The following is a 22,159-nucleotide window of genomic DNA, read 5'->3' as shown; positions in this document are numbered from 1 at the left end:
CCGATAGGGCTTGTCCATGATCAGCGGCGCGTCTGCACGCCGATCGGCATGACTTTGCAGGTACCGGCAGCCAGATCGAACGCCAGGCGCTCGGTCAGCGTTTCCAGTGCGCGGCCATACATGTGCAGATGGCGGATGACGCTGTCGCCCTGGATTTCCACGGCGTGGATATCGTCCGGCATCAGCGCAATGCCCGTGCCGGGACCGACCACCACGGTGCCGGTCTTTTCTAGCCGGCCCACGCCGGGCACGGAGCCGTCGTCGCTGCGATCGTAGACGTAGTTGTATTCCACGCCTTCCACGGCCGCGATACAGGCCCAGGTCGTGTGGTTGTGCGGAACGATCTGCTTGCCGGGACGCATGACGTTCAGATAAAGCGCGTAGCTCTTGTCGGCGTCTTCGGCGATCAGGTAGCGGGCCTGACGCTCGCCGTCTTCCGGAGCGGGATAGCGATCGGCGGCCCACCAGTCGGAGTGGCCGGCCAGGCCGATCAATTCATCCAGCACGGTTTGCAGGCTGTCGCGGTTCAGCCCCTTATTTCCTAAAGTTTTTTTAATATTTTCGATGGCACTGGTGATGCCGGCCTGATGAGGGTGTGCGTTGCTCACTTTGTGTTTTCCCTATTTTCACGAGTTATGGCATTGAATGTATCCCCCCTCCTCACGCGGAACAATTTAAATTGCCTTAAGATTCCATTAGCATCTCTAATACTTCGTAGAGCACCATGCGCAATCTGGATCTGGACCTGCTCCGCACGCTGACCGCCATCGCCCGGCACGACACTTTCTCGGAAGCCGCCAACCGGCTGCACAAGACGCAGTCCGCCGTGACGCAGCAGATGCAGCGGCTGGAATCTCTCATCGGCCAGCCCTTGTTCGAGAAACAAGGCCGCAACAAGGTGCTCTCTTCGCATGGACGCCGCCTGGTGGAGTACGCCCGCCACATGCTGGCCATCAACGATGAGGCGCTGCGCGCCTTGCAAGACGGACCGCTGGAAGGCGACCTGAAGCTGGGCGCGCCTCTGGACGTGGCGGATTCGATCCTGCCCACGCTGCTGACGCACATCGCGCGTTCGGCGCCGCGCGTGAAACTGGAAATCCGCACGGACCGCAGCCCCTTTCTGATGGATGCCCTGCGCGCGGGCGAACTCGACCTGACGATATCCACGCGCTTCGACCAGGACTTCGAGGGCGTGGCGCTGCGCACTTCGCCCACGGTGTGGCTGGCCTCGGCCGACTACGTGCACGACATGCATGCGCCGGTGCCGCTGGTACTGGCCGATGAACCCAGCATCTTCCGCCGGCTGGCGCTCACGGCTCTGGAACAGGCGCGCGTGCGCTGGCACACCAACTACGTGGCGCCGACGCTGGTGGGGATCAAGGCGGCGCTGCGCGCCGGTTTAGGCGTCACCGCGCGCAGCGTGGAACTGCTGGGGCCCGAAATGCGCGTATTGGGCGAAAAGGAAGGATTGCCGCCCTTGCCCGACGTGACGTACTTCCTGTGGATAAGGCCTGACCTGATCAATCCGCTGACGCGGCAGGTCTACGAGATGCTCAAGACCAGCCTGCGGCTGGCGCAGCAGGACGATGCGGCGGCCCAGCCGCCGCGCCTCAATAGCGGTCGAACAGATCCTGCAGGGCTGCCGGATCGCGCGTGACGGAAAGACCCAGCATCAGCAGGATGCGGGCTTTCTGTGGATTCAGGTCGCGCGCGGCAACAAACCCCAGGCGCGCGTCATCGAGTTCGACGTCGCGCGCCACGAAGCCGCTGCCCGTGCGGCTGGAGCGCACGACCGCCACGCCGTTGGCCGCGGCGCGGCTCAGGCCTTCAATGGCCAGATCGGTGGCGTTACCGTCGCCAACGCCGGCCAGCACGATGCCGTCGGCGGCATCGGCCAGGAAATCGATCAGATCGCCCTGCAGGTCGGCATGGGCATAGACAACATCCACGCGGGGCCAACCGGCCTTTTCCAGCAATGCGAGTGAAAACTCGCTTTCTACGGAATGCGTCGTGGTGTTGCGCGAATAGAAGAATGGAACCCCGCCGTGCATGACGCCGGCGCGGCCGCGATTAGGCGAAGCGAACGCGCAGAGGCCGGCGCTGGCGATCTTCTGGATCTCGCGGGCGTAGTGCACGTCTTCGTTCATGACGACGAGCGGCCCGCGGGCGCGCGCCTCGGGATGGCGCGCCAGCGCCACCGCGTTGTACAGATTGGCCGGGCCTTCGGCGCCCAGGGCGGTGGCCGGACGCATGGCGCCCACCAGCACCACGGGCTTGTCGTGGCGTATCACCAGGCTCAGGAAGTACGCCGTTTCTTCCAGCGTATCGGTACCGTGCGTGATGACGATGCCCGCCACCGAGGCGTCGCGGCTCAGCGCATCCACGCGCTCGGCCAGCGCGCGCCAGACGGCGTGCGTCATGTTCTGGCTGCCGACGTTGGCAACCTGCTCGGCACGGATCTCGGCGATGCCCGCCAGTTGCGGCACGGCAGCCAACAGCTCGTTGACGGAGAACGAGCCGGCCTTGTAGCCGGCGGCGGTCGCGTCAGCCTGGGCGCCAGCGATCGTGCCGCCCGTCGCCAGTACTGCGATGACAGGCAGCGCGCGCTCAGGCATCCACCACTCCGGACAGGCCTTGGCGCTCAAGCAGGGAATTCAGGTGTTCCCAGCCATGGAAGTCGATGACGATCTGGCCCTTTTCCTTGGCGCCCACTTTCAGCGCGACGCGCGTACCCAGATGGTCGGATAGCGCCTCTTCCAGGCGGGTCAGGTCGCGCGATGCGCCGTTGGCCTTCTTCTTGGGCGCAGCCGACGACTCCGCTTCCTTGGCGGTCTTGGCGACCAGCTTTTCGGCTTCACGCACCGACAGGCGGCGCGCGATGATCTGGTTGGCCAGCTGGATCTGCGTAGCCGCGTCCACGGCGAGCAGCGCGCGCGCATGGCCCATGTCCACGTCGCCCGCCAGCAGCATGGTCTGCACGGCCGCCGCCAGGTTCAGGAGGCGCAGCAGGTTGCTGGTGGCCGAACGCGAACGGCCGATCGCTTGCGCGGCCTGTTCATGCGTCAGGCCGAATTCGTCGAGCAGCCGGCGCACGCCCTGCGCTTCTTCCAGCGGATTCAGGTCTTCGCGCTGGATGTTTTCAATCAGCGCCATGACGGCCGCGTTCTCGTCGGCCACTTCACGCACCAGCACCGGCACTTCCTTCAGGCCGGCAATCTGCGCAGCGCGGAAGCGCCGTTCGCCGGCAATGATTTCATAGTGGCCGGGCGCAGCTTCGCCCAGTGCGCGCACAAGAATGGGTTGCATGATGCCTTGTGTGCGGATCGATTCGGCCAGTTCGCCCAACGCGCCCTCGTCCATGCGCGTGCGCGGCTGATACTTGCCGGCGCGCATCTTCGAGACGGGCAAGGTGGACGGCGGACCCTCGGGCTTGGCGGCGGCAGCAGCCTTGCCGATGTTCTCGATGGCAGGCGCGTCGGCGCCGAGCAAGGCGTCCAGTCCGCGGCCCAATCCCTTGGGTTTCTTGGTGGCCATAATTAAATCCTCTTTCCTTCTGTTTTTGTATCCCGAGCCTGGCTCAGGCGTCCGTCTGCTCGGCGGGCAGGCGGTACCAATACGCGTAACAGTCTTTGAAACCGTAGCGGCCATACAAGGCGCGCGCGGCTGTATTCTCCGGCTCAACCTGCAAATAGGCTGTCGTGGCGCCGCCGGCGGCGCCTGTTGCCAACAAGTGTTCAATCAGGGCGGCGGCGTAGCCTTTGCGCCGCTGCCCCGGGTCGGTGACGATATCGAACAGGCCCAGCAAGTCGCCGTCGCGGACGGCCAGGCCCGCGGCAACGCACTGCCCCGCCGCGTCGGTTGCCAGCACCGGCGAGATATCCACAGCCAGTCCTTGCAAGCGCGTCCGATGTTCGGCGATGTGCGCGGATTCCGAGTTGCGCATTGCCCCGACCGCCGCCGCGAAGCGTCCGGTATCGACAATATTGAAAAGCAGATCGCCCCGGACGCTGGGCCTGGGAGCGAGCGGCATGCACATGACTCGGGTCTCGTCGGTAAAGGTATAACCGCGGGACTCCAGTTCGGCGTCGAGGGAAAAATCGGGACCGATGGAGGTAATGCGCAGCACCATGGGCAAGCCATGGCGCGCATACAACGATGAACAATACGCCAGCCGCTCGTCCAACGGACGTGTGGATAACCCCAGCACATTGATACTGCGTGCGCGCTTGGCCGACGAAGGCGCGAACCGCACCAGCCAGCCATCGAAAAGCACCTGCGCACCGACCGCCGTCGCGTTCAGCGCGGCCTCTTCCAGACGCGTGCGCAGGCCGTCGCGCGCGTCGATGCGCGGCGTACCGGAGACTGACATTTCGGTCTGGGAAAAGAGCGGAACGGCGGACATGGTTGCGGTCTACTTCAGATCCTTCTTCACGCGCTCGATCATTTCAGCGCCAAACGAGATATAGGCTTGCGCACCACGCGAGCCGCGGTCGTACACCACGCCGGGCATGCCGTAGCTGGGGGCTTCGGCCAGGCGCACGTTGCGCGGCACCACGGTCTTGAAAACCTTGTCGCCGAAATGCGCCTCGAGCTGCGCGGAGACCTGCTGTTGCAGGGTCATGCGCGGATCGAACATGACGCGCAGCAATCCGATGACGCGCAGGTCGTCGTTGATATTCCGGTGCACGCGCTTGATCGTGTTGACCAGGTCGGACAGGCCTTCCAGCGCGAAGTACTCGCACTGCATCGGAATGATGACGCCATGGGCGGCGGCCAGGCCGTTCAAGGTCAACAGCGACAGCGTGGGCGGGCAATCGATCAGCACGAAGTCGTACTGCGTGGCGACCGTGTCGATCGCGGCCTTCAACTGGCGCTCGCGTTGTTCCATCTGCACCAGGTCGATCTCGGCGCCAGATAGTTCGCGGTTGGCGGGCAGCACGTCGTAGCCGCCCGACTCGGACTTCACCCGGGCCTGCTCGATGTTGGATTCGCCGATGAGCACCTGGTACAGGTTCGACTCGAGCGAGTTCTTGTCGATGCCGCTGCCCATCGTGGCATTGCCTTGCGGGTCCAGGTCCACCAGCAGCACACGTTGGTTGTGCGTGGCAAGGCCCGCCGCCAGATTGATGGCGGTCGTCGTCTTGCCCACACCGCCCTTCTGGTTGGCAATGCAGAAAATGCGGGCGGAGGTGCTGGGGGGTATGTTCTTCATAGGGTTCCTTGACTACGGCGCATCCAGATCAGGCAGCGTTCGGCCTGCAACTCAGGCACGCGCAACGGCTGGATGTGATCGACTTGCCATTCTCCGCGCGCATGCAGCGCCTGTATTTCGTCCTCGGGGACCTTGCCCTTCATGGCGACGAGGGTACCATCGTTGCGTACATGGCGACCTGCGAGTTGCGCAAAATCGTCCAAGGAAGCAAAGGCGCGTGACGTCACCACATTGCACTCGGCGGGCGGCAAGGTTTCGATACGCGCGTGGCTGGCCTGCAGATTGGGCAAGGCCAGCACGCCGCTCATCTGGCGCACGAATGCCGTCTTCTTTTCGACTGCGTCCACGCAGGTCACAGACCAATGGGGTCGCATGATCGCCAGAACGACGCCTGGCAAGCCGCCGCCCGATCCGACGTCGTAGACCTTGGCCGGCGTGTCCGAAGCGCCCAGCGCCTCGCTGAACGGTCCCACGGCGGCCAGGCTGTCGAACAGATGCTGGATCAGCATCTGCTGCGGATCGCGGATGGCGGTGAGGTTATAGGTCCGGTTCCAGCGCTGCATCTGCGACAGATAGTTCAGCAGCTTGGCCATCGTGGCGGCGTCGGCGTCCAGCCCCAGTTGCTCGCATGCGCGAGACAGGCGGCCGGCCATGTCCGCGCCGGCCGTATCGGCGTACGCGCTCATGCCGCTTGCTTGCGCGAGCCGTAATGCAGGCGCTTCAGATGGATCAGCAGCAATGAAATTGCAGCGGGAGTGACGCCGGAGATACGCGCGGCCTGGCCGATGGTTTCCGGGCGATGCGACTTGAGCTTCTGGCGCACTTCGAACGACAGGCTGGTCACGGCATCGTAGTCGACATCAACGGGGATGGCCTGTTGTTCATGCGCGATCTGTTTCTGGACTTCGACCTGCTGGCGATCGATGTAGCCGGCGTACTTGACCTGGATCTCGACTTGCTCGGCCAGCACTTCGTCTTCCACCACGCCGGGGCCGGCCAGGAGCGAGCCGTCGGTATTGCGGGCAGCCATCAACGCTTCATAGGAAACATTGGGCCGTTTCAGCAGGTCTGAAAGTGAGTACTCACGTTCAATCGCCTTGCCCAGCAGAGGTTCCGCAACTTCGGCGGGCAGTATACGCGGATTCACCCAAGAGGATTTCAAACGTTCGACTTCCGCGGACACGGCGTCGCGCTTGCGATTGAAGGCATCCCAGCGCGCGTCATCCACAATCCCGAGGCGACGGCCGATTTCGGTCAGACGCAGATCGGCGTTGTCTTCACGCAGGCTCAACCGGTATTCGGCCCGGGACGTAAACATGCGGTACGGCTCAGTCACGCCGCGCGTGACCAGGTCGTCGACCAACACGCCCAGATAAGCCTCATCGCGGCGCGGAGTCCATTGCTCCCGCTCCAGCGCGTACAACGCGGCGTTGACGCCAGCGAGCAGCCCTTGAGCGGCCGCTTCTTCGTAGCCGGTCGTGCCGTTGATCTGTCCTGCGAAGTACAGGCCCGTGATCGCCTTGGTTTCCAGAGTGCTCTTCAATCCACGTGGATCGAAGTAGTCGTACTCGATGGCGTAGCCGGGGCGCAGGATGTGCGCATTTTCCAGGCCAGGCAAAGAATGGATCAGGGCCAACTGCACGTCGAACGGCAGGCTGGTCGACACGCCGTTCGGATAGACCTCGTGCGTATCCAACCCTTCGGGCTCCAGGAAGACCTGGTGCGACTCCTTGTCGGCAAAGCGATGGATCTTGTCTTCGATGGACGGGCAGTAACGCGGCCCCACCCCCTCGATCACTCCGCTGTACATCGGCGAGCGGTCCAGGCCGCCGCGGATGATGTCATGGGTACGGACGTTGGTATGCGTGATCCAGCAAGGCAGCTGGCGCGGGTGCATGGCCACGCTGCCCATGTAGGAAAACACGGGAATCGGATTCAGATCGCCAGGCTGCTCTTCCAGGATGCTGTAGTTGATCGAGCGGCCATCGATGCGCGGCGGCGTGCCGGTCTTCAAGCGCCCTTGCGGCAAGGCCAGTTCCTTCAGGCGCTGCCCCAGGGAGATAGCGGGAGGATCGCCGGCACGGCCGCCCGAATAGTTCTGCAGGCCCACGTGAATCAGGCCATTCAGGAACGTACCCGCAGTCAGCACCACGGACTTGGCGCGGAACTTCAGACCGATCTGGGTAACGGCACCGACCACGCGATCGCCCTCCACCATCAGGTCTTCGACCGCCTGTTGGAACAACCAGAGGTTTGGCTGGTTTTCCAGGCGGCCACGGATAGCCTTGCGGTACAGCACCCGATCGGCCTGAGCGCGCGTAGCGCGGACTGCTGGCCCCTTCGATCCATTGAGGATGCGGAATTGAATCCCCGATTCATCCGTCGCCAAGGCCATCGCGCCACCTAGGGCGTCGACTTCTTTGACAAGGTGGCCCTTGCCGATCCCGCCAATGGAGGGATTGCAAGACATTTGGCCTAGGGTTTCGATGTTGTGCGTCAGCAGCAGCGTCTGGGCGCCGGCACGGGCGGCAGCCAGCGCAGCTTCGGTGCCGGCGTGGCCGCCACCGACGACGATGACATCGAATTCGCGGGGATAGTCCATGATGGGGGGGGGGAAGGTAAGAGAGCGTTCGGTGCTCATTATAGAGGCAGGGATTGCATGTTTCACGTGAAACATGCTTCGGCGCAGCTTGAACCTGGTTAGGGCCGAGACGCCGTCGGCAAAAGGCAACTTCAGAAGCCCGGGAGGGGTGAATATGTCGGCATTTGCCACTGCTTTGCCCACTATGTTTCACGTGAAACGTCGTACTTTTCGGAGCTGATCACCTCCTACCCGGGCGTGCCACCAAATCGTCGGCATCAGAATCTCTCCCATCCATGTACCTCTGTATTGGATGAAATTCGCCATAAGCGGGTAGAGGATGAGCGGACATGTTCCACGTGAAACATGTCAAAACTCCCAGCATGGCTCCTGCATGAATGCACCCTGCCCACTGCCTCGAGTACTTGCTCATTTCTTATCAAAGTGCTGGACCGGCGAATGTTCCACGTGAAACAGATACCCTTTGCGCGGTGCCACGCCAGGTACCGCAGTCGCCCTCTCCTTCAAACAAAGAGGTCATGCTTTCGCATCACAGGACCGCGACGGCCGAGCATCGTACAGCTCATAGGTTGGATGAGTCGTGCCTGCTTTTTGAGCATCTCACACGCACATTCCTATTCCCTACACCTCCGATGTTTCACGTGAAACATTGCTTCTCTGCACCGCTGGCGATCAACGTTTCACGTGAAACGTTCATCGTTAAGTGGGCGAATAGCGGCAAGAGGTCTGTTCCACACTCGAGAATGTTCCACGTGAAACACAAGGGCAGGACCCGCGTGGATAAAAATACAGGCAGACGTTCGAACCTCGTCATACGAACCTACCCCAACTTTCTACCCAATCATTTGACGCACGAAATCCTCCAATTTCAATCTTCCAAAGGTTCATTCAAAAGAAAGCCATTTTTCAACCCCTACCCTACCCCTTACCCAAATCAAAGAGACTTTTTCGCGTTTCACGTGAAACTAAAGCGCTGACAGGTATCGAAAGCGCGCCACTTATCGGTAGTGGAATCCATGCGCACGACTTCTACTACGACGTCAGTCCCTAGATAAGAAATCGTCCTGTCGGATTTGCGCTTATCCATCCCAGCATCAAAACTGGCTAGTACCTGAAATGCCCGGCTCCGCCTATTAGCAAAGCGCGGGTTGTACACGTTCTATCTCGGCCTGAGGCGATATCTTTCGCTCAAGTCGACAGCTCGGGATAACTCGGAAGCCACGAGTCGGGGGGAGAAAAAAATCGCGGCAGAGACCCTCGGATACTGCACAGTGTTATCAACAGCTAGCAGATCCGATAGCTACCGACATTCGCGGTTTCACGTGGAACAACTCTGGGGATAAGTCATTGCAGGCCAGTGCGTCGCGGGCCGCAAAACGGCTGTGGCTGACGAGCTCGGCAAAGTGCCAAGAAGTATGAAAAAGCACAAATGCCCAACTGTCTTCTCTATGGCAGCAATCGATTATTTCTATTTTGGATGCTTGCCAAGCTTGGGAAAAGTGCCGATCAAACTAATGCAATAGTGGCGCAAAAAACCGTGGAAAACTATGTGGATAAGATCGTCGTCACTGCCACAACGAATTTTCGAAAACCCACCATGACGACATTCGCCCTTGAATGTGTCCAGGAACTCTACCGCCGTACTCAGGTCCAAATACCGCACAAAATGGTGGAAGCAGATTATTCACAAAGCTATCCACAGATTTGAACCCTGCGGCCTCCCACTACGCGTACACCGTTGACCACGCCGCACGGATTCATTGACCGGACAACCATCTTGCCCGTCCGCGGTAACCCGCGCCATCATCCTTATGGGTGAGACCCGGCCTTTCATGTGAAACCCTGTGGAAAACTCGCCGAGCGGGAATTCAGACTCACCCATGTATTGACCACAGTGCCCTCAATCCGGTTCCGCCCACGCAGTCCCAAGTCGCGCACAGAGCTCTGGATATCTTCACCCCGCCCTATCTTTCGGACCCTATCCCCATTTCTATCCACAGGCGCTTAAGCCGCCTCAGGGCACCAAAGGGTGTAATTCTGTGCATAACCGGGATGGGGATATCTTTGTGAACAACCGCCCACCATCCGAGCAAAAACGGGCCAGAGCGGCCTCAGAACAATATGGCGCCGCCGCCCCGATGCCGCCTGAGATTCACTTCAATATCGCCTTAAATGCCTGTATTTCCTAGGGAAAGGCCATGTTGAAGCGTAGCTATCACGGCTAAGCCAACTAAACCAAAGCAGCGCAGCCACTCCGCGACAGCGTTCCAAGAAAGACGGGATAACTGTGCAAAACCCGGGTACCGAGATGCAATTGCTTCATTGCTGAGCAAGAAAATACTCATACCCGAAAATAATTATCCACAAACTTATCCACGGGCAGAGAATATGTTAGTGAATACTAACTACCCGAGTGGAGCAAGCAGAGCAGGCGCAGGCCCCAAATGAAACAACGCCCCAGACCTTCCGGTCTTGGGGCGTTGTAGCCAGGCCGAGCCTGGCGGACGGGAAATTGGGATTTCCCGATTTAGAGCGGGCGAATTTCGGCCGCTTGAGGTCCTTTCGGACCATCCTTGACTTCGAATTCGACTTCCTGGCCTTCGTTCAGGCTGCGATAGCCGCGGCCCTGGATGGCGGAAAAGTGTGCGAAAACATCGGTACCACCAACGTCCGGCGTGATGAAACCGTAACCCTTGTCAGCGTTGAACCACTTAACTTTGCCCTTCTGAGCCATTTTTTCTAGCGTCCTGTAATTAACTCGAAATGCAATGAATCAAGGACGCCGTGAGAACTGAACGACCGGTAGTAGTACCTGCGTTGCTGCTGCGTTCCCGCTTGCCGCCTAGCTGCAGAACGAGTCCGCGCGCTGCTTGAATCAACTGCGTAATCAGCATACTCAGCACGCATTACAGACTCATATAGTTGTTTACCCCAATGTCGTATTTTTAATACTGGGTCTCGTTCCGCTAGGGTTTACGACTCTGCCGGCGCGCCATGAATGCGTAGATCGGACCAGTCACAATCACCACAAAAACCATGCGCGTGACGTGGAAGGCGGTGACCACAGGAACCCCTAGCTGCAGCACTTTGGCCGTGATCGCCATCTCGGCAATGCCACCCGGCGTAGTACCGAGAATCAACGTGGGAATGGGAGCGGCGGACCATAGCGACAGCAAGGCACCCAGACCAAACGCAAGCGCCAGCGCAGCCACCGTAAAGCCGGCCACAGCCCCAATGAAACGCGGCGCGGCCCGAAAGAAATCCGGCCGATAGCGATCGCCCAGCGACCAGCCTATCAGCAACTGGCCAATCTTCGGCACGTAGTCTGGCAAGGCCGACAGCTCGATGCCATTGGCCGTCAGGATCATGGCGACCGACATCGGGCCCAGCACCCAGGGATTCGGCAGCCGCAGCTTCATGAAGGCAGCGCCGCCGACGCAGGTCAGCGTAACCAGTGCCGCCAGCCCCAAAGCATGGACCACTTTGGGTCCAGGAATCGTGGGATCCAGCCCTGCCACGCCCCACCACTGGAAGATGAAGGGCACGGCGACCACCACCATCAGCACGCGCACGCTATGCGCCGTCGCCACCCGATCTATGCGCGCTCCGTGGCGCTCGGCCAGGTTCGCCATTTCGCTCGCTCCGCCGATGGCGGAAGAAAACCAGGCCGTCTTGAAATCTACATCGGTGTAGCGGCGCAGGATCGCCGTGCCCATGAAGGCCAGACCCAACGCGAACAACATCCCGACGATGATAGGTCCGGCGTTGCTGCCTATGTGGCCAATCACCTGCGGCGTGAAGTAAAGGCCCAAGGAAGTACCGATGACCCACTGGCCCGCATTGCGCGCCGGCCTCGGACACGCGGTGCCCAAACCCGCAATGCGCGTAGCTGCGGTCACCAGCAACGCGCCCAGCATCCACGGCAGCGGGATGTGCGCCCATAACGCCAATAATGCGCCAGCCAACGCCAGCGCCAAACCGCCCAACACCCTCCACAACATGTTCTGACCCACGATACCGCCGCACCTGAAGCTCATGTGAAAACCGAATTATGAGTTAGTGGGATACTTACGAAAACTCTCTCTGCTAGCAACGTTCACTCTCGCGTCCACCATGATCCGATCCAAACTTCCCGACGTTGGCACCACCATCTTCACCGTGATGAGCCGCCTGGCCATCGACCACAAAGCCATCAACCTGGGCCAGGGCTTTCCCGACTTCGATCCCGATCCCGCCTTGTGCGCCCTCGTGTCCAAGGCCATGGCCGACGGCCACAACCAGTATCCCTACATGCCAGGCGTGGCGCCCTTGCGCGAAGCCATCGCTGCCAAGACGCGCGAACTCTATGGCCATGCCTACGATCCGGAAACCGAGATCACCGTCACCAGCGGCGCGACCGAAGCGTTGATGGCAACCGTGCTGGCCGCCGTAGGTAGCGGCGACGAAGTCGTCGTCATCGAACCTTGCTACGATTCCTATCTGCCGGCTATCCGGCTGGCAGGCGGCACTGCCGTGCCGGTGCCGCTGCGCGCGCCCACCGAGGCTGATCCCTACTACCGCATCGATTGGCAGCGTGTGCGCGATGCCATCACGTCCAAGACCCGCCTCTTGATGCTGAACTTTCCGCACAACCCGACCGGCGCGGTGTTGGATGACAGCGACCTGGACGCGCTGGAAGCCATCGTGCGCGACACGGGCGTGCTGCTGGTGTCCGACGAGGTCTACGAGCACATTGTGTTCGATGGCAAGCCGCATGCCAGCGTGGCGCGCCGCCCTTTGCTGGCCGAGCATGCCTTCGTGATCTCGTCCTTCGGCAAAACCTATCACACCACCGGCTGGAAGATCGGCTATTGCTGCGCGCCGCGTCAGCTCAGCGCCGAATTGCGCAAGGTGCATCAATTCATGGTGTTCACCGTACCCTCGCCCATGCAGTTCGCGCTGGCCGAGTTCATGCGCGATCCCAAGCCTTACCTCGACCTGCCCGCCTTCTATCAGGCCAAGCGCGACCGCCTCGCTCAAGGGCTGGCCAAGACCCGATTCCGCCCCCTCCCCAGCCCGGGCACATTTTTCCTGCTGGCGGACTACAGCCAGATTTCCAAACAGAACGAGGCCGACTTCGCGCGCGATCTGACGGTGAACCATGGCGTCACGGTGATACCGGTATCGGCGTTCTATCGCCAGCCCGATGCCGCCGAATCGAACCACCGCATCGTGCGTTTCTGCTTCGCAAAAAAAGACGCGACGCTCGATGCAGCCCTGGAGCGTCTGGCGCAGGTTTGACGCCCTCTACTCAATACTCCATGGTGGATTGAATTTTCTCGCTGGCTCTATATACAAGCGTTCCAGTTGAAAAACATGAATAAAAGCTCGCATTAAAGATAGAGCCGATTCAAAGCGGATTCACGAAAAAAAAGGGCACCCATAAGGCGCCCTATGCAATTCCCGAACCAGATCCCGCAGCGCGGCTGTTGCCCTTTACAACAGCCGCGCCGCCATGGAATCAGGCCGGACCAGCGGCAAGCTCTTTCGCTTTGCGCATGCGGCGCATGATTTGCGGCACGACCACGACAGCGGCCGCCCCCACCCACATCGCAATCGACACCGGGCTGGCGAACAGCACGCCGACATCACCATCGGTCATCGACAGGGCGCGGCGCAGGTTCTGCTCCATCATGTTGCCCAAGACCACGCCCAGTACCAGCGGGGCCATCGGCACACCGAACTTGCGCAAGAAGTAGCCCAGCGCGCCTATGCCCGCCACCAGCAGCAAATCGAAGGTGCCCGCGTTGATGGCGTAGACGCCGATGTAGCTGATGCACAAGATGCCAGGCACCATCAGCCATCCCGGCACCGACAGCACCTTGGCGAAGAAGCGCACCAGCGGCACGTTCATGACGAACAGCAGCACGTTGGCCACGAACAGCGACGCGATCAAGCCCCACACCAGCTCGGGCTTGGTGTCGAACAGCACCGGACCCGGGGTGATGTTGTAGAGCGTCAGCGCACCCATCATCACGGCAGTGGTACCCGAACCGGGCACGCCCAGCGTCAGCATCGGCACGAACGAGCCGATGGCCGATGCCGTGGCGGCGGCTTCCGGCGCGACCAGGCCGCGCATGTCGCCCTTGCCGAACTTTGCGTCCGGATCCTTGGCTTCGATGATGCGCTTTTCCTGCGAGTACGCCACGGCCGCGGCCACGCTGGCGCCGGCGCCGGGCAACACGCCCACGCCAAAGCCTACCAGCGAGCTGCGCACCACGCTCCACCAGGTGAGCGCCATTTCCTTCAGGTTGAAGAGCTTGCGGCCGCTGGGCTTGACCTCGACGCTATGGCCGGACATGACCTTTTCCAGCATTTCCAGCATCTCGCTGACCGCGAACAGCGCAATCACCACCACCACGAACTCGATGCCGTCGGCCAGATGCACCGATTCAAAGGTGTAGCGATAGACGCCGGAGTTCGCGTCCACGCCGACCACCGAAATCGACAGGCCTATCATCGCCGCCAGCACGCCCTTGACGGGCTGTTTGCCCAGCAGGCTGGTCAGGCAGCAGAACGCGAAAATCATCAACACGAAGTACTCGGCGGGGCCGAAGGCCAACGCCCACTTGGCCAGCAACGGCGCGAGCAGGATGATGCCCACGACCGACACGATGGCGCCGAAGAACGCAGACCAGGCGGAGAGCGACAGCGCAACGCTGGCCATGCCCTGCCGCGCCAGCGGATAGCCATCCAGCGTCGTCATGATGGCGCTGGCCTCGCCCGGCACGTTCAACAGGATGGCGGTGATGCGGCCACCGTACTCGGCGCCCACATAGACGGCAGCCAACAGAATCAGCGCGGTCTCGGGCGGCAAGTTCATGGCAAACGCGATCGGGATCAGCATCGCCACGCCGTTGACCGGTCCCAGGCCGGGCAATACGCCCACCATGGTCCCGATGAACGAACCGATCATGGCCACCAGCACGTTGGTCAGCGAAAAGGCGACGCCGAAGCCTATCGCCAAGTGATCAAGAATGCCGCTCATATCAGGGTCTCCAGCAAACCGGTGGGCAGGACCACGTCCAGCACCTTGTCGAACAGCAAGAAAAACAGCACGCTCATGACGGCGCCGCCGATGGCGCACTTGATCCAGCCGCCTCCGAACAGGCGGCCGACGAATATCGTCATCAAAGTGGTCGCGATCACGAAACCCAGCCACTGGAACAGGAAGGCATACGCCACCGCGAATGCCATCATCAGCGCGATGCGGGCATTGGCGCCGGGCGGATTGGCCTCGACCTGATGACCGCCCTTGTAGACCAGCCACAGGCCGCACACGCCGATGATCAGCGCCAGCAGCAAGGGAAAGGCACGCGGGCCCACCGGTTCATAGGCGAAGGGGGCTTCGATTCCCCAACCCGCCGCGGTCATGAAGGCGGCCAGCGCCAGCGCCGCCACACCCAGTATTCGATCGTTCATGATCACTTTTCCGTTGTAGTCGCATCGCGCGGCGCAGCGCTCCCCTGCCGCCGCGGCTATGCCGGCGGCGGGGAAGCTAGAACAACGCGATAGGGAGGAGAGCCTTGCGGCTTACTTCTTGACCAGGCCGAACGAGTCGGCCAGTTCGCCGTAGACCTTGACCTGGTTCTTCACGTAGGCGTCCAGCTCGGGACCCGTCTTGTTGAAGGGGAACAGGCCCTGCTGCTGGCGCAGCTTGTCGAACTCGGGCGAGGCCGTGGCCTTGTTGAAGGCGTTGACCCAGAATTGGTAGTCGCTGTCCGATACCTTCGGGCCGACGTAGAAGCCGCGGATGATCGGCCAGACGATGTCGTAGCCTTGCTCCTTGGCAGTGGGCACGGTGCCCAGCTTGCCCGGCAGGCGCTGGTCGTTGAACACCGCCAGTACGCGGATGGGAGCACCGCCTTCCAACATGGTGAAGGCTTCCGCCGCATCGCCCATGTAGGCCTGGATATGGCCGCCGCGCAAGGCCGTCACGGCTTCGCCGCCGCCTTCAAACGCCACGAAGCGCATCTTCTTGAAATCCACGCCCGCCGCCTTGGCGGTCAGCGCGGCCTTCATCCAGTCCTGGCTGCCCACGGTGCCGCCGGCGCCCAGCACGATCTTGGTCGGATCCTGCTTGAAGGCGTCCATCAGGCTCTTCAGGTCGGTGTATGGAGAATCGTTGCGGACGACAGCCACGCCATAGTCGGTGCCGATGGCGGCCAGCCAGCGCACGTCGTCGACGTTGTACTTGCCGAACTTGCCCTGGGCCAGGTTCAGGAGCGAACCGCCGGAAAAGGCCACGATGGTGCCCGGTTCGTTCGGGTGCTGGGCCACGATGTTGTTGTAGGCCACGGCGCCGATACCGCCAGGCATGTAGACGATGCGCATGGTGCTCTTGAGCGCGCCGCTTTGCTTCAAGCCTTCGGTGGCCAGGCGGCAGGTCAGGTCGAAACCGCCGCCAGGCTGGGCGGGCGCGATGCATTCCGGGCGGCGCGGCTCGTCGGCCGCGTGGGCGGCGCCCAGGGACAAGGTAATCGTGCCCAGCGCCGCGACGGCGGCCAGGCGCAGTTTCAGACTAGTCTGCATTTTTTGCGTCTCCGAGATTTATAGGTCTAGGTATGGCTGGAAGCTCTGCTCAGACGGTTCTTTCCGTGATAACGGCCCCAGTGGACGCAACCGTACAAAAACGAAGCTTTCCAAAAGCTTTCAAATTCCGGCGTTTTCCTGGTGCGCCGCAGCATCTTCCTGTTTTTCCAGGGTAAACACCAATGCCGCCCTAAGGCCTGGCAAGGGCACCCGGTTCTCCAGGACCAGCCGCGCCCCCAGGATCTCGGCAATCGTCCCGACGATGGCCAGCCCCAAGCCGGCTCCGGGCTTGTTCTTGCCAGCAGCTCCCCGGCGAAAGCGGATGCCGGCGCGGGCGATGTCCTCCGCCGACATGCCCGGGCCGCTGTCCTCGACCACCAGCCGGGCCTGCCCGGCGTCGATCTGCACCCTTACCGTGACCTCCCCCGCAGGCGAGGTGTAACGGATGGCGTTGTCCACCAGGTTGCTGACCGCTTCCCTCAGCAGCCAGTCCGCCCCCTGGACCGCCACCGGGCGGATCTCGGCCTCCAGGCCGATGTCGAGCTGGCGGGCTCGGGCGGTCGGAAGCAGGCTGCGGATGACCCCGTCAGCCAGCTCCACCAGATCCACCGGTTCGGGGCTGAAGCCGCCTTCGGCCAGGGAGGCGTCTTTAGCGCGCGCCAGGGCGAGCATTTGGTTGGTGGTGCGTACGGCCCTGTCCAGGCCCTCCTGCATCGCCAGAAGGGCTGTACGGACCTCCTGGGGGTCTGTTTCGCGCAGGGCGTAGGCGGTCTGGGTCCGCAAAACCGACAATGGAGTGCGCAACTGGTGCGAGGCGTCGTCCAGGAACTGGCTCTGGACCCTCGCCTGGGCCGCAAAACGGGCCATGTGGAGGTTTACGGCCGCGACTAGGGGTAGGACCTCACCTGGCATGTCCGACGCGCTCACGGGGCTTAAATCGTCCGCGGAACGCCCTTCCACCTCCTGACGCAGCCTGACCAGGGGGCGCAGGGCCATAAAAACCCCCAGGATGATCACCAGAACGCTGATCAGGATCACGGCCAGGTCCCGCTCCACCGAGCGTACCAGCACCTGGTGCAGGAAGGCCTGGCGGGTATCCAGGCCTTCGGCTACCTGCACGATAACCCGTCCCCCTTTATTTGCGTACAGAGGTGGATCCATGGGCCGCGCCAGCGCCGCAACCCGTACTGGCGTGCCCTGGTAATCGGCGTAGAAAAAGCGCGGTTCGCCCGAAATCAGCGGTTCGGCAGGCATGGGCAGTCCCGGACTGCCGATTTCGGCCAGCCCGTCCTCGGTGGCGACCCGGTAGAACACGCTGCCATTGGCCGTCAGCTCGAAAAATTCCAGCATCAGGTATGGCTGCTCCATGGCTAATCCACCGCTGGCTGTGGATATGTTGTGGTCGATCGCGCGCAGCGCGCCAGAAAGCGAACGGTCATAGGCAATGTCGACCTGGTTGCGCAGCTGGTGGTTCGACAGCCACAGGGCGCCCATCATCACGAAGACCAGGGTCGGGATCAGCCACCAGAGGAGCTGGGTCTTCAGTGTGCGATTGCGCTTTTTTGCACTGAAAAACCCTTTTTTTTGCGCACTTCTAGTTGTCAACAAGGTTCTCCAGGCAGTAGCCCATGCCTCGCATGGTCACGATCTGCACACCGGTGTCGGCCAATTTCTTGCGCAAACGGTGCACCACCACCTCGATGGCTTCCAGGTTGATGTCCGCATCGTCGGTCAGGATGCGGTCCAGGATCTGCTGCTTGTTGATGGGTTCGCCGCTTTTTTGGATCAGCACCCGCAGAACCGAGTGTTCACGTGGGGATAACTGCAAGGGCTGTCCATTGACCGTGAATTTTTGAGCGGAAGTCTCGAAAACCAGGTTTCCCAGTGTAAGGCGCGGGTGTTCTCTCCCACGGCTGCGTCGGATGAGTGCGATCAACCGCGCTTCCAACTCTTCCACAACAAACGGTTTTGGCAGGAAATCGTCTGCTCCCTGGTGGAGTGTCCCGATTTTTTCGGCCAACGAATCGCGCGCGGTCAAGACCAGGACCGGCGTACGGTCGTCCCGCGCGCGAATCTTCGCGAGCAAAGCATGGCCATCCATGCCCGGTAGTCCCAGATCGAGGATGACCGCGTCGAATTCTTCCATCGCCAGCCTTCTTTCGGCGACCAGCCCGTCATCAGCCCACTCAACGACGAAACCAGCGTGCCTGGCCAGGCTTCTTGAAAGCCAGCGTGCAAGTTCGGCTTCGTCTTCTATCAGAAGGATGCGCATGGACGGAGTCCGGGGGGGGATGGCTGGGCGGAATGGGAGAGCATGTTTGGCTTTTCCTTTATTTCTCTTTATATAAAGACTAATGATTAATAAGGCCTGTGGATAACTACCTTAACCTTGAAAACCTCTTTTTTTTCATCAGCTTGCAGCCGTTTTTGGCTGTGCAAGAACTCTGTGTGGGAAAAAAGCTGAAGTTGGACAAGATTTTGGACCCTGTCCGAAACCCCCGCTTGTTCAACTTGCCTCCACAAAATGTGCACAAGGCGGCTACTTAGGAGTTATCCACAGGGCGTTTCTGCCGGACGGGTTCCAAAAACGGCACTTTTACCCCGAAAAACGTCGGGTTGCCACCCTGCTTTTTCGGCCTTCTGGAGGCCTTTAGAAGCTCTCCAAGGCGTTCGCGGAAAGAGGCATTCGAGGGGAGACGTGCAGCTCTTCTTGACTGGGAACTGAACAAAAAGTGAGCAGGTTCCGCCGTAGAATTCCGCCATGGCGACAGAAATCAGAATCAAGAAACCGGGCTGGGCAATCTGGCTGCGTAGCCGTTTGTTGGCGGACAACTTGCCGGCCACGCTCTGCGCGGCGGCGCTGATGGGCCTATTGGGGGCGCTGGCCACCGTGGTCTTCCGGGAAATGCTGGCCTGGACGCAAATGTTGCTGGGTGGGGAGGACACTCCTCATGGCATGGTGTCCCTGGCGCGCGGGCTGAGTTCCTGGCAACGCTTCCTGATGCCGGCCATAGGTGGCGCCATCGCGGGCGCCATACTGCAAATGGCGGCCAGATGGCTGCCCAGGCGCGGCGCGGCGGACTATATGGAGGCGATTTCCATCGGCCGCGGGGTCATCGGCTTTCGCCAGACGGTCGCGCGCAGCCTGTCGTCGATTTTTTCCATCGGTTCTGGCGCCTCCATCGGCCGCGAAGGTCCCATGGTGCAACTGGCGGCGATGTTGTCATCCCTGACCGGCCGCTATCTGGTGCTTCCGCCCAGGCATCTGCGCCTTCTGGTCGCCTGCGGCGCCACGGCGGGGATTACTTCCGCCTACAACGCGCCCATCGCCGGCGCCTTGTTCATATCCGAGATTGTTTACGGCGCGATCGCTTCGGCCACCTTGGTGCCGCTGGTCGTATCGTCGGTCGTGGCGAACATCGTGACGCGTCAGATCCTGCATTACGACGCGGTTTTCCATATGCCGCCCTTCACTTTCGTGTCTGGCTGGGAGGTCATCAACTATCTGGGATTGGGGGTGATCGCCGGCCTCGCAGCGCCGCAATTCCTGCGTTTCCTGGACACGGCGCGCGCCGCGTTCGGCCGCGTGCCCGCGCCGCTGTGGGCGCGCATGGCATTGGGCGGACTGATCGTCGGCGCTTTGTCTGTGGTGAATCCCGAGGTCTGGGGCAATGGCTACAGCGTGGTCAACAGCATGTTGCATACGCAGTGGGCCTGGCAGGCGGTGGCCGCCATCCTGCTTTTGAAAACGCTGGCCACCGCGGCCAGCGTGGGATCGGGCGCGGTAGGCGGCGTGTTCACGCCGACGTTGTTCGTGGGGGCGGCGCTGGGCGCCTTGTACGGAACCGGCCTGCAGGCTTTGTTTCCCGCGGGGGATCTGTCGGCGGTATCGAGCTATGCGGTGGTGGGCATGGGGGCGTTGCTGGCTGCCACCACCTATGCGCCATTGATGTCCATTCTGATGATTTTCGAGATGACGCTCAGCTATGAAGTCATGCTGCCGCTCATGCTGGCCTGCATCACGGGTTACGTGATTGCGCATCGCATACGGCCGGATTCGGTATATGCGAAATCGTTGGCCAGCAATCGGCGCGCGCAGCGCGTCGTTGCCCAGGACCGCGATGAGTGAATGGATTTTTATTAATATGAGCAAATACTCGTGTTAATAAAAAAGTAAGAATAGCCCTTATATAAGGGCTTTTTTCATGAAAACGCGCTTCAGCCCGATTTCTTCCGCGCGATGGGTTTCCATGTATCCGTACCGCGTGTAGATCGCGATGTTCTCGGTCATCTTCTCCTGCGTGTACAACCGGATGCAGGTATACCCGGCCTGGCGCGCTGCATTTTCTGCGAATTGCATCAGGTCGCGGCCATAGCCTTTGCCCTGCGCTTGCGGATCCACCGCGATGTTGTCCAGCAGCAGGCAGTCGGGTTCCGGAATCAGGACCAGCACAGCTTGCACGGTATCGTGCACCCGCAGCACATGGACCACGCCTTGTGCGACGCGGATGGCGTAATCGTCGAGCATCGGTCCAGGTGTTGCGCCGATGCGCGCAACATAGTGGCCGTAGGCTTGCGCGACGATCCGCTCGATGTCGGGCAGGTCGTCAAGGCTGGCGAGGCGTATGTCGGGGTGCATGCGAGTTCCGGATAGAGCGCCGCCCGGTGTGGGCGGATTTTCCAGAAATATAGGACGTGCGGCAAGGTCGCAAGATTGTTTTTCCAATTAGTTATAAAATTTATAACTAATAGTTCGCGTGTATACCCCGAAGATGATGTGCGATCACCGAAGAAATTGGTTCAGTGATCCCGCAAAGGAGTGTCAATGGCACCTAGTACGTCTTTCCCGGGGAACAGCGCGTCCGACAATCTGTGGAACGAGTATGCAACGTTCCACGAGGCTTGTTCAGGCGTGCTGGACCGGGTCGAGCAACACAGGGATAGCGGCATCGCCTTGTCGGATAGTGAGTTGTCGGAACTGAGAACCATGGCGCTCAACCTCAACACATTCGGCCGGGTGCTGCATGGCAAAAGAGCGCGGGAAATGCGCCTGCTGGCCGAGCGCGCCCAGCGGGCCTTGGGCAATGCCGAAGCGGCCTCGCCGCCTGCGCCGGTACAGGAAGACAGCGAATCCGAAGGCAACCCGGCCGCGGTGGCGGGCTAAACCTGAGGCTGGTCCCTTAGGGCAGTCAGGCCGCGCGTCGGCGCAACAACGAGCGTCCCAAGGCACTGACTACCTTGAGCGTGTACAACACGATCAACGATCCCGTAATGTCTCCGGTCAGCATCGCGATGAAGCCGTCGGCGAGCGCGACTCTCTCTCCCTGGAGAAAGAACCAGAGATGGTGAATGGTCGTATTCATTACCGCATAGACCACTGCGCAGATCAGTAGGCGCCAGGCGGTAAGGTTGCCCAGGTCGGGCTGCAATCGCAGTGCCGAACGGGCCCAGCGGTACGCCAGGTAGGGAGCGGCAGCGGCCATGATGCCCCCCGCGACAGAGCGGAGCATGTCGTCCGGAAAGTAGTAGCAGAAGCAGGCGATCCACGATCCAGCCAACAGTCCGAGCGCCGCGGGCAGGCCAAACAGCAAGGTGCATATCAGGCGCACGCCCGCCGGCAGATAGATCCAATTGATGCCGCGCACAAACTCAAGATTGGTGAACACCCATTCATTGACCGCCAGACTGCCCAGGAACAGCGCCATCGTCACCAGAGCCCACTTACCCTGATCTAGAATGTTCCCCATACTTCGAATTCCGCCGCTTGTCAGTCG

The 22,159-nt window shown here is 61.2% G+C and carries 21 protein-coding genes; 5 read left to right on the top strand and 16 right to left on the bottom strand.

Annotated features, from left to right (window positions below; all coding sequences use genetic code 11):
- Window positions 1–20: 20 nt before the first annotated feature.
- Entirely contained in the window at window positions 21–608 is a 588-nt protein-coding gene (locus ACM1PE_RS29130) for a hypothetical protein (RefSeq protein WP_419341853.1), read from the bottom strand.
- Window positions 609–724: 116 nt separating this feature from the next.
- Between ACM1PE_RS29130 and ACM1PE_RS29125 the strand changes: the two genes are divergently transcribed.
- Entirely contained in the window at window positions 725–1,657 is a 933-nt protein-coding gene (locus tag ACM1PE_RS29125) for a LysR substrate-binding domain-containing protein (protein WP_059376252.1), read from the top strand.
- Here ACM1PE_RS29125 and ACM1PE_RS29120 read toward each other — a convergent pair.
- The 6 genes from ACM1PE_RS29120 to mnmG are packed head-to-tail and all read right to left on the bottom strand — an operon-like array spanning window position 1,611 to window position 7,814.
- Window positions 1,611–2,615, bottom strand: a complete 1,005-nt coding sequence (locus ACM1PE_RS29120) for an asparaginase (protein WP_419341852.1) — start codon at window positions 2,613–2,615, stop codon at window positions 1,611–1,613. The two genes, ACM1PE_RS29125 and ACM1PE_RS29120, sit on opposite strands and share 47 nt — an antisense overlap.
- The gene (locus tag ACM1PE_RS29115) at window positions 2,608–3,534 is read right to left on the bottom strand and encodes a ParB/RepB/Spo0J family partition protein (protein ID WP_059376259.1); all 927 of its coding nucleotides are present in this window, start codon (window positions 3,532–3,534) and stop codon (window positions 2,608–2,610) included. The genes ACM1PE_RS29120 and ACM1PE_RS29115 overlap by 8 nt, the downstream gene beginning before the upstream one ends.
- 43 nt (window positions 3,535–3,577) lie before the next feature.
- Window positions 3,578–4,402 (bottom strand): GNAT family N-acetyltransferase, encoded by an 825-nt coding sequence (locus ACM1PE_RS29110; protein WP_059376262.1) that lies wholly within the window; start codon window positions 4,400–4,402, stop codon window positions 3,578–3,580.
- Window positions 4,403–4,411: 9 nt separating this feature from the next.
- Entirely contained in the window at window positions 4,412–5,212 is an 801-nt protein-coding gene (locus ACM1PE_RS29105; protein WP_059376264.1) for a ParA family protein, read from the bottom strand.
- Window positions 5,209–5,898: a 16S rRNA (guanine(527)-N(7))-methyltransferase RsmG gene (gene rsmG, locus ACM1PE_RS29100; RefSeq protein WP_059376266.1), complete on the bottom strand. Its 690-nt coding sequence runs from the start codon at window positions 5,896–5,898 to the stop codon at window positions 5,209–5,211. Before rsmG ends, ACM1PE_RS29105 begins: the two co-directional genes overlap by 4 nt.
- Window positions 5,895–7,814 carry a tRNA uridine-5-carboxymethylaminomethyl(34) synthesis enzyme MnmG gene (mnmG, locus tag ACM1PE_RS29095; RefSeq protein ID WP_419343867.1) on the bottom strand — a complete coding sequence of 640 codons (1,920 nt, stop codon included), beginning with the start codon at window positions 7,812–7,814 and terminating at the stop codon, window positions 5,895–5,897. The genes rsmG and mnmG overlap by 4 nt, the downstream gene beginning before the upstream one ends.
- Before the next feature lie 1,429 nt (window positions 7,815–9,243).
- On the opposite strand from mnmG, the gene ACM1PE_RS29090 reads away from it, so the two are divergent.
- On the top strand, window positions 9,244–9,522 hold the full coding sequence (locus ACM1PE_RS29090) for a hypothetical protein (RefSeq protein WP_419341850.1): 279 nt from the start codon (window positions 9,244–9,246) through the stop codon (window positions 9,520–9,522).
- Between the two features lie 819 nt (window positions 9,523–10,341).
- Here ACM1PE_RS29090 and ACM1PE_RS29085 read toward each other — a convergent pair.
- Both ACM1PE_RS29085 and ACM1PE_RS29080 read right to left on the bottom strand, forming a co-directional pair.
- Window positions 10,342–10,548, bottom strand: a complete 207-nt coding sequence (locus ACM1PE_RS29085; RefSeq protein WP_006216596.1) for a cold-shock protein — start codon at window positions 10,546–10,548, stop codon at window positions 10,342–10,344.
- Between the two features lie 232 nt (window positions 10,549–10,780).
- A complete protein-coding gene (locus tag ACM1PE_RS29080; protein ID WP_419341847.1) occupies window positions 10,781–11,851 on the bottom strand; it encodes an AbrB family transcriptional regulator in 1,071 nt (356 codons plus the stop codon).
- Between the two features lie 76 nt (window positions 11,852–11,927).
- On the opposite strand from ACM1PE_RS29080, the gene ACM1PE_RS29075 reads away from it, so the two are divergent.
- On the top strand, window positions 11,928–13,094 hold the full coding sequence (locus tag ACM1PE_RS29075; protein ID WP_059376277.1) for a pyridoxal phosphate-dependent aminotransferase: 1,167 nt from the start codon (window positions 11,928–11,930) through the stop codon (window positions 13,092–13,094).
- A gap of 220 nt (window positions 13,095–13,314) precedes the next feature.
- On the opposite strand, the gene ACM1PE_RS29070 is transcribed toward ACM1PE_RS29075, so the two are convergent.
- From ACM1PE_RS29070 to ACM1PE_RS29050, 5 genes are all read right to left on the bottom strand, one after another.
- Window positions 13,315–14,841, bottom strand: a complete 1,527-nt coding sequence (locus ACM1PE_RS29070; RefSeq protein WP_059376280.1) for a tripartite tricarboxylate transporter permease — start codon at window positions 14,839–14,841, stop codon at window positions 13,315–13,317.
- A complete protein-coding gene (locus tag ACM1PE_RS29065; RefSeq protein ID WP_059376281.1) occupies window positions 14,838–15,275 on the bottom strand; it encodes a tripartite tricarboxylate transporter TctB family protein in 438 nt (145 codons plus the stop codon). The genes ACM1PE_RS29070 and ACM1PE_RS29065 overlap by 4 nt, the downstream gene beginning before the upstream one ends.
- Window positions 15,276–15,386: 111 nt before the next feature.
- Window positions 15,387–16,385, bottom strand: coding sequence for a Bug family tripartite tricarboxylate transporter substrate binding protein (locus ACM1PE_RS29060; RefSeq protein WP_059376284.1), 999 nt, complete (start codon window positions 16,383–16,385; stop codon window positions 15,387–15,389).
- A 120-nt stretch (window positions 16,386–16,505) separates the two neighbouring features.
- A complete protein-coding gene (locus tag ACM1PE_RS29055; protein ID WP_419343866.1) occupies window positions 16,506–17,882 on the bottom strand; it encodes a sensor histidine kinase in 1,377 nt (458 codons plus the stop codon).
- A gap of 97 nt (window positions 17,883–17,979) precedes the next feature.
- Window positions 17,980–18,657 (bottom strand): response regulator, encoded by a 678-nt coding sequence (locus tag ACM1PE_RS29050; protein ID WP_013397059.1) that lies wholly within the window; start codon window positions 18,655–18,657, stop codon window positions 17,980–17,982.
- A 489-nt stretch (window positions 18,658–19,146) separates the two neighbouring features.
- Between ACM1PE_RS29050 and ACM1PE_RS29045 the strand changes: the two genes are divergently transcribed.
- Window positions 19,147–20,514 carry a ClcB-like voltage-gated chloride channel protein gene (locus ACM1PE_RS29045; protein WP_419341843.1) on the top strand — a complete coding sequence of 456 codons (1,368 nt, stop codon included), beginning with the start codon at window positions 19,147–19,149 and terminating at the stop codon, window positions 20,512–20,514.
- 57 nt (window positions 20,515–20,571) lie between these two features.
- On the opposite strand, the gene ACM1PE_RS29040 is transcribed toward ACM1PE_RS29045, so the two are convergent.
- A complete protein-coding gene (locus tag ACM1PE_RS29040) occupies window positions 20,572–21,024 on the bottom strand; it encodes a GNAT family N-acetyltransferase (protein WP_419341841.1) in 453 nt (150 codons plus the stop codon).
- 186 nt (window positions 21,025–21,210) lie between these two features.
- Here ACM1PE_RS29040 and ACM1PE_RS29035 point away from each other — a divergent pair, with 186 nt between their 5' ends.
- Window positions 21,211–21,549, top strand: coding sequence for a hypothetical protein (locus ACM1PE_RS29035; RefSeq protein ID WP_124260365.1), 339 nt, complete (start codon window positions 21,211–21,213; stop codon window positions 21,547–21,549).
- A gap of 25 nt (window positions 21,550–21,574) precedes the next feature.
- On the opposite strand, the gene ACM1PE_RS29030 is transcribed toward ACM1PE_RS29035, so the two are convergent.
- Entirely contained in the window at window positions 21,575–22,132 is a 558-nt protein-coding gene (locus tag ACM1PE_RS29030) for a hypothetical protein (RefSeq protein WP_059376293.1), read from the bottom strand.
- Window positions 22,133–22,159 lie beyond the last annotated feature (27 nt).

It is taken from the genome of Achromobacter sp. PD1 (assembly GCF_048541815.1).
Classification (GTDB): Bacteria; Pseudomonadota; Gammaproteobacteria; order Burkholderiales; family Burkholderiaceae_B; genus Achromobacter; species Achromobacter bronchisepticus_A.
This window is presented reverse-complemented; position numbering and strand designations above follow the sequence as displayed.

Excerpts from the sequence above, each read along its gene's own strand:
- mnmG (WP_419343867.1), bottom strand. The coding sequence starts at position 7,814 with ATGGACTATCCCCGCGAATTCGATGTCATCGTCGTCGGTGGCGGCCAC.
- ACM1PE_RS29085 (WP_006216596.1), bottom strand. The coding sequence starts at position 10,548 with ATGGCTCAGAAGGGCAAAGTTAAGTGGTTCAACGCTGACAAGGGTTAC.
- ACM1PE_RS29050 (WP_013397059.1), bottom strand. The coding sequence starts at position 18,657 with ATGCGCATCCTTCTGATAGAAGACGAAGCCGAACTTGCACGCTGGCTT.
- ACM1PE_RS29115 (WP_059376259.1), bottom strand. The coding sequence starts at position 3,534 with ATGGCCACCAAGAAACCCAAGGGATTGGGCCGCGGACTGGACGCCTTG.
- ACM1PE_RS29045 (WP_419341843.1), top strand. The coding sequence starts at position 19,147 with ATGGCGACAGAAATCAGAATCAAGAAACCGGGCTGGGCAATCTGGCTG.
- ACM1PE_RS29065 (WP_059376281.1), bottom strand. The coding sequence starts at position 15,275 with ATGAACGATCGAATACTGGGTGTGGCGGCGCTGGCGCTGGCCGCCTTC.
- ACM1PE_RS29080 (WP_419341847.1), bottom strand. The coding sequence starts at position 11,851 with ATGAGCTTCAGGTGCGGCGGTATCGTGGGTCAGAACATGTTGTGGAGG.
- rsmG (WP_059376266.1), bottom strand. The coding sequence starts at position 5,898 with ATGAGCGCGTACGCCGATACGGCCGGCGCGGACATGGCCGGCCGCCTG.
- ACM1PE_RS29055 (WP_419343866.1), bottom strand. The coding sequence starts at position 17,882 with ATGATGGGCGCCCTGTGGCTGTCGAACCACCAGCTGCGCAACCAGGTC.
- ACM1PE_RS29090 (WP_419341850.1), top strand. The coding sequence starts at position 9,244 with ATGCCCAACTGTCTTCTCTATGGCAGCAATCGATTATTTCTATTTTGG.
- ACM1PE_RS29075 (WP_059376277.1), top strand. The coding sequence starts at position 11,928 with ATGATCCGATCCAAACTTCCCGACGTTGGCACCACCATCTTCACCGTG.
- ACM1PE_RS29040 (WP_419341841.1), bottom strand. The coding sequence starts at position 21,024 with ATGCACCCCGACATACGCCTCGCCAGCCTTGACGACCTGCCCGACATC.
- ACM1PE_RS29120 (WP_419341852.1), bottom strand. The coding sequence starts at position 2,615 with ATGCCTGAGCGCGCGCTGCCTGTCATCGCAGTACTGGCGACGGGCGGC.
- ACM1PE_RS29035 (WP_124260365.1), top strand. The coding sequence starts at position 21,211 with ATGGCACCTAGTACGTCTTTCCCGGGGAACAGCGCGTCCGACAATCTG.
- ACM1PE_RS29030 (WP_059376293.1), bottom strand. The coding sequence starts at position 22,132 with ATGGGGAACATTCTAGATCAGGGTAAGTGGGCTCTGGTGACGATGGCG.
- ACM1PE_RS29110 (WP_059376262.1), bottom strand. The coding sequence starts at position 4,402 with ATGTCCGCCGTTCCGCTCTTTTCCCAGACCGAAATGTCAGTCTCCGGT.
- ACM1PE_RS29105 (WP_059376264.1), bottom strand. The coding sequence starts at position 5,212 with ATGAAGAACATACCCCCCAGCACCTCCGCCCGCATTTTCTGCATTGCC.
- ACM1PE_RS29070 (WP_059376280.1), bottom strand. The coding sequence starts at position 14,841 with ATGAGCGGCATTCTTGATCACTTGGCGATAGGCTTCGGCGTCGCCTTT.
- ACM1PE_RS29060 (WP_059376284.1), bottom strand. The coding sequence starts at position 16,385 with ATGCAGACTAGTCTGAAACTGCGCCTGGCCGCCGTCGCGGCGCTGGGC.
- ACM1PE_RS29125 (WP_059376252.1), top strand. The coding sequence starts at position 725 with ATGCGCAATCTGGATCTGGACCTGCTCCGCACGCTGACCGCCATCGCC.